Below are 3,757 nucleotides of genomic sequence, written 5' to 3'. Positions count from 1 at the left end.
CCTTGAACAAAAGTTTGATCAAATTTAGTATTCGGGTTGTTAAGTTGTGTTTGAATAGATGTGCCAGTATAATCATGCTTAAAATCTGCAATTACTGGTGATGTGCTATTCTTGATTGGAAATTTTTGAAGGACAGTATCTATTGCTGTTCCATTCTGACTTTTATAATAAACCTCTAGTCTGCTTGAATCTGCCAAATTAAAAAATGCTATTCCACCTTTGCCAGTTGTTTGTGCTTTATTAACTGTAAGATAAAGACCATTAATTGAATTATTTAATGCGGCATTACTAGCTAAAATACTTGTGCCCGCGGTTAATAAGTTATTCGTAATAAAGGCATTGTTTAATTGAATTCGAATGTGAGGTGCCTTTGATTTTTGAACATCTGGCTTCCCTTTTACCAATTCGGTTACTTTAATACTATCTTTCAAGTTAAATCGTAAAAATTTACTTCCTAAAACAGGGTTGTTATATTCTATTTTCTTAGTGTTAAAATGAGGCGTTGTTTCGGTAAGTGAATTAACTAGTTGATGAACTTCTACTTGAAATTTAGAGGTGCTATCACCATGAAATTCTTTCCCATAAAATAAAACTAATACTGCTGAATCTAAAACTGGATTTGTGCCGAAGGTTAGTCCCGGTGGATCTAGCGTTAAAGACATCCCAATATTAGCGGTAGTTTTACCCATAATTGGATCATTTAAGTATCCAAGTGGATATTGTTCCAAGGTATTGGTAATAATTGAGTCTTCAGCAACAGTGCTGGCATTGATTGTTATGGTGTCTAATAAACTACCCTTAATCTCTGTAGTAGGATCAACTTCAAGTCCGATGGACTCAGTTTCCTGACAACTACTTAAAATAAAAAGACCTATCAACAGCGTTAATAAGTCTAATTTGTATAATCTCATTTGTATTATATTTTTATAATCCTGTTGACTCTATTTTGCTTTGTCCTTATTTACCTGATTAGAAAAGGTTGGTTATTACTAAATCAATGAAAAAAGTTCTTCGCTAACTATTTCTTCGTAAAGGTTGTAATAATTTTCATAATCTGAAGTAGAATTGAACTCTAAAGTTGGTTTATTACCTTTTTTAACAAACTTTAACACTTCATCATTAATATTTTCACTTGCAAATACCACTGCATCTGAGTAGGAAATGGCACCCAAATTAAGCGCTGTATTTGTTGCTTTTGAATACATTTCTGTATGCTCTGCAGTCATTCCACTCATTATTGCTTTTTTAGAAAAATCGGCATGCAATGAATCTTGGAAATGATCATCATAAACAGAATATACCACTTTTGAATTTTTAAAAGTCGGATCGTCTTTGTAGATAGTCTTTAGGTAAGCAGGAACCAATGAACTCATCCATCCATGACAGTGAACTATTTCTGGAGACCAGCCTAATTTTTTTACAGTTTCAAGTGCTCCTTTACAGAAGAAAATGGTGCGTTCATCATTATCTTCATAAAATTTGTTACTGTTGTCTGCGAATACGTGTTTTCGTTGGAAATACTCCTCATTGTCGAGGAAATAAACTTGCATACGTGCAGAAGGAATTGAAGCAACCTTGATTATTAGAGGATTATCATTATCATTGATGATGATATTCATACCCGAAAGACGAATAACCTCATGAAGTCTGTTGCGACGTTCATTGATGTTTCCAAAGCGAGGCATCAAAATACGGATTTCAAATCCTTTGTCCTGCATTGCTTGTGGAAGCTGACGGGTAATCTCAGAAATTTTGCTTAATTCTAGGAAAGGCGACATCTCATGCGTAATAAAAAGAATCTTGGTTTTTGCCATCTCCGATTTGATTATTTAGGTGTTGTGAAAAATTTTAGAATAGCAAAGATAAGCATTATGTTATGAATTATCAACGATATACGCAAATCGTTTTGGTTCTCTATTAGTAATTAACCATTTTTGAGGGTATTAAAATTAAATATATTTTGAAAATTTTTAACAGCAAACAAGCCGTTCACAACTATATATCTGAATTAAGGTCTAAAGGTAATACCGTTGGTTTTGTCCCGACTATGGGCGCTTTACATGCCGGTCATCTATCTTTGATTGAACAAGCCAAAAAAACAGCAGATATTATTGTTTGCAGCATTTTTGTGAACCCTACCCAGTTTAATGACAAAAAAGATTTAGAAAATTATCCGCGCCCAGTTGATGATGATATTAAAAAATTAGAAAAGGTAAATTGCGATATTCTATTTATTCCGGGAGTAGATGAGATGTATAATAGCTCCGAAAAATGGACTATTGAACTCGGTAATTTGGATAAAATTTTGGAGGGTAAAATCAGACCAGGTCATTATCAGGGCGTTACACAAATTGTTAAAAAGTTATTTGATACCATCAAACCAGATTTTGCCTTTTTCGGACAAAAAGATTATCAGCAGTTCATGGTTATTTCTCATATGGTTAAAATACTGCGAATAAAGGTTAAATTGGTGCTTTGTTCGATTGTTAGAGAAAAAGATGGATTGGCGATGAGTTCAAGAAATGTATATTTATCGCCAGTGGATAGGATAAATTCATTGGCTTTATTTCATGCGCTATCAAAATTTCGGGATCTTTATAAAATAAAAAGTGTCGCGCAGCTAAAAGCTGAAATAACATCGTTTTTAAATTCTGCACCCGGAATTGAACTGGAGTATTTTGAAATTTTTAATGCCAAATCCTTTCAACCTGTTGCATCTAAACGTTCTGGCAGCATAATTGCTCTTGTAGCAGCCAAGGTGGGCACTATTCGTATTATTGATAATATGATTATCGAGAAATAATTGCTTTATTGAGTGAAGATAATACCTCATTTTATGAGCATTTATGATTCTATTTAATGGTATAGTAAGCTTAATTTGTATTTAATTTTACACTGAAAAGGAGTAATAATGAGTAAACTGGAAATAATTAAAGGTAAAATCTTTCAAGCTGATGAATTGCGTGCAAACCTCAATATTTGGCGACTGCTAGAGAAGAAAATTGTCTTTACAAATGGTTGCTTTGATTTATTGCATCTTGGCCATATCGACTATCTGTCAAAAGCTGCAGATATGGGGCAAAAATTAATCATCGGACTTAATTCTGATGCTTCGACATCTGCTCTAAAAGGTCCTTCAAGGCCCATAATTGATCAGTATTCTCGTTCCATTATGCTTGCTTCTCTTTTTTTTGTGGATGCAGTTATTATTTTTGATGATCCAACACCACTCCAACTTATCGAATGGATTAAGCCTGATGTTTTGGTTAAGGGAGCCGATTATACCATAGATCAAATTGTAGGTTCAGATCTCGTTTTACAGTATGGCGGCGATGTTAAAACTATTGAGTATCTGTCGGGCTACTCAACAACAGCCATTGAAAAAAAGGTAAAAGCTACTCCCTAAAAACAAGTTTATCCGTGAATATCTGGCATTAAACAATTTTACTATTGTCATAATTAAGCATTAATTCTAGCAGAGAAATATTTTTTACGCTCGAAATGTTATTTTTGATTAACTAAATCAATTGAACCAATTTATGTATTTTGAGTTATCCGAAGAGCACCTGATGATACAACAGGCAGCCAGAGATTTTGCTAATAATGAGTTAAAATCTGGCGTTATTGAGAGAGATGAGCATCAAAAATTTCCTCATGAACAGATCAAAAAACTAGGAGAGTTGGGCTTTCTTGGAATGATGGTTGATCCTAAATACAATGGTGCAGGAATGGATACCATCTCCTATGTGCTAGCGAT

Annotated in this window: 5 protein-coding genes; 3 read left to right on the top strand and 2 right to left on the bottom strand. The window is 33.7% G+C overall.

All coding sequences use genetic code 11. The features are described from left to right. Both ACILQF_RS11690 and ACILQF_RS11685 read right to left on the bottom strand, forming a co-directional pair. The coding region (locus ACILQF_RS11690) for a DUF4270 family protein (protein ID WP_395627583.1) at nt 1-911 on the bottom strand (911 nt) is incomplete at its 3' end. Nucleotides 912-989: 78 nt separating this feature from the next. Continuing rightward, on the bottom strand, nt 990-1,814 hold the full coding sequence (locus tag ACILQF_RS11685; protein ID WP_395627582.1) for a glycogen/starch synthase: 825 nt from the start codon (nt 1,812-1,814) through the stop codon (nt 990-992). A 146-nt stretch (nt 1,815-1,960) separates the two neighbouring features. Between ACILQF_RS11685 and panC the strand changes: the two genes are divergently transcribed. The 3 genes from panC to ACILQF_RS11670 form a co-directional block, all read left to right on the top strand. Beyond that, on the top strand, nt 1,961-2,803 hold the full coding sequence (gene panC, locus ACILQF_RS11680; RefSeq protein WP_395627581.1) for a pantoate--beta-alanine ligase: 843 nt from the start codon (nt 1,961-1,963) through the stop codon (nt 2,801-2,803). 108 nt (nt 2,804-2,911) lie between these two features. Further along, nucleotides 2,912-3,406 carry a D-glycero-beta-D-manno-heptose 1-phosphate adenylyltransferase gene (rfaE2, locus tag ACILQF_RS11675; protein ID WP_395627580.1) on the top strand — a complete coding sequence of 165 codons (495 nt, stop codon included), beginning with the start codon at nt 2,912-2,914 and terminating at the stop codon, nt 3,404-3,406. A 133-nt stretch (nt 3,407-3,539) separates the two neighbouring features. Continuing rightward, nucleotides 3,540-3,757 (top strand): acyl-CoA dehydrogenase family protein (locus ACILQF_RS11670; RefSeq protein ID WP_395627579.1); only part of this gene is annotated, 218 nt, incomplete at its 3' end.

The sequence above is a fragment of the Daejeonella sp. genome (assembly GCF_044232565.1).
Taxonomy (GTDB): Bacteria; Bacteroidota; Bacteroidia; order Sphingobacteriales; family Sphingobacteriaceae; genus Daejeonella.
Note: the sequence above shows the minus strand (reverse complement) of the source record. Positions and strands in the feature narration are given on the sequence as shown.

What these genes read in the sequence shown, in the direction of transcription:
- ACILQF_RS11685 (WP_395627582.1), bottom strand. Translation starts at nt 1,814, where the DNA reads ATGGCAAAAACCAAGATTCTTTTTATTACGCATGAGATGTCGCCTTTC.
- rfaE2 (WP_395627580.1), top strand. Translation starts at nt 2,912, where the DNA reads ATGAGTAAACTGGAAATAATTAAAGGTAAAATCTTTCAAGCTGATGAA.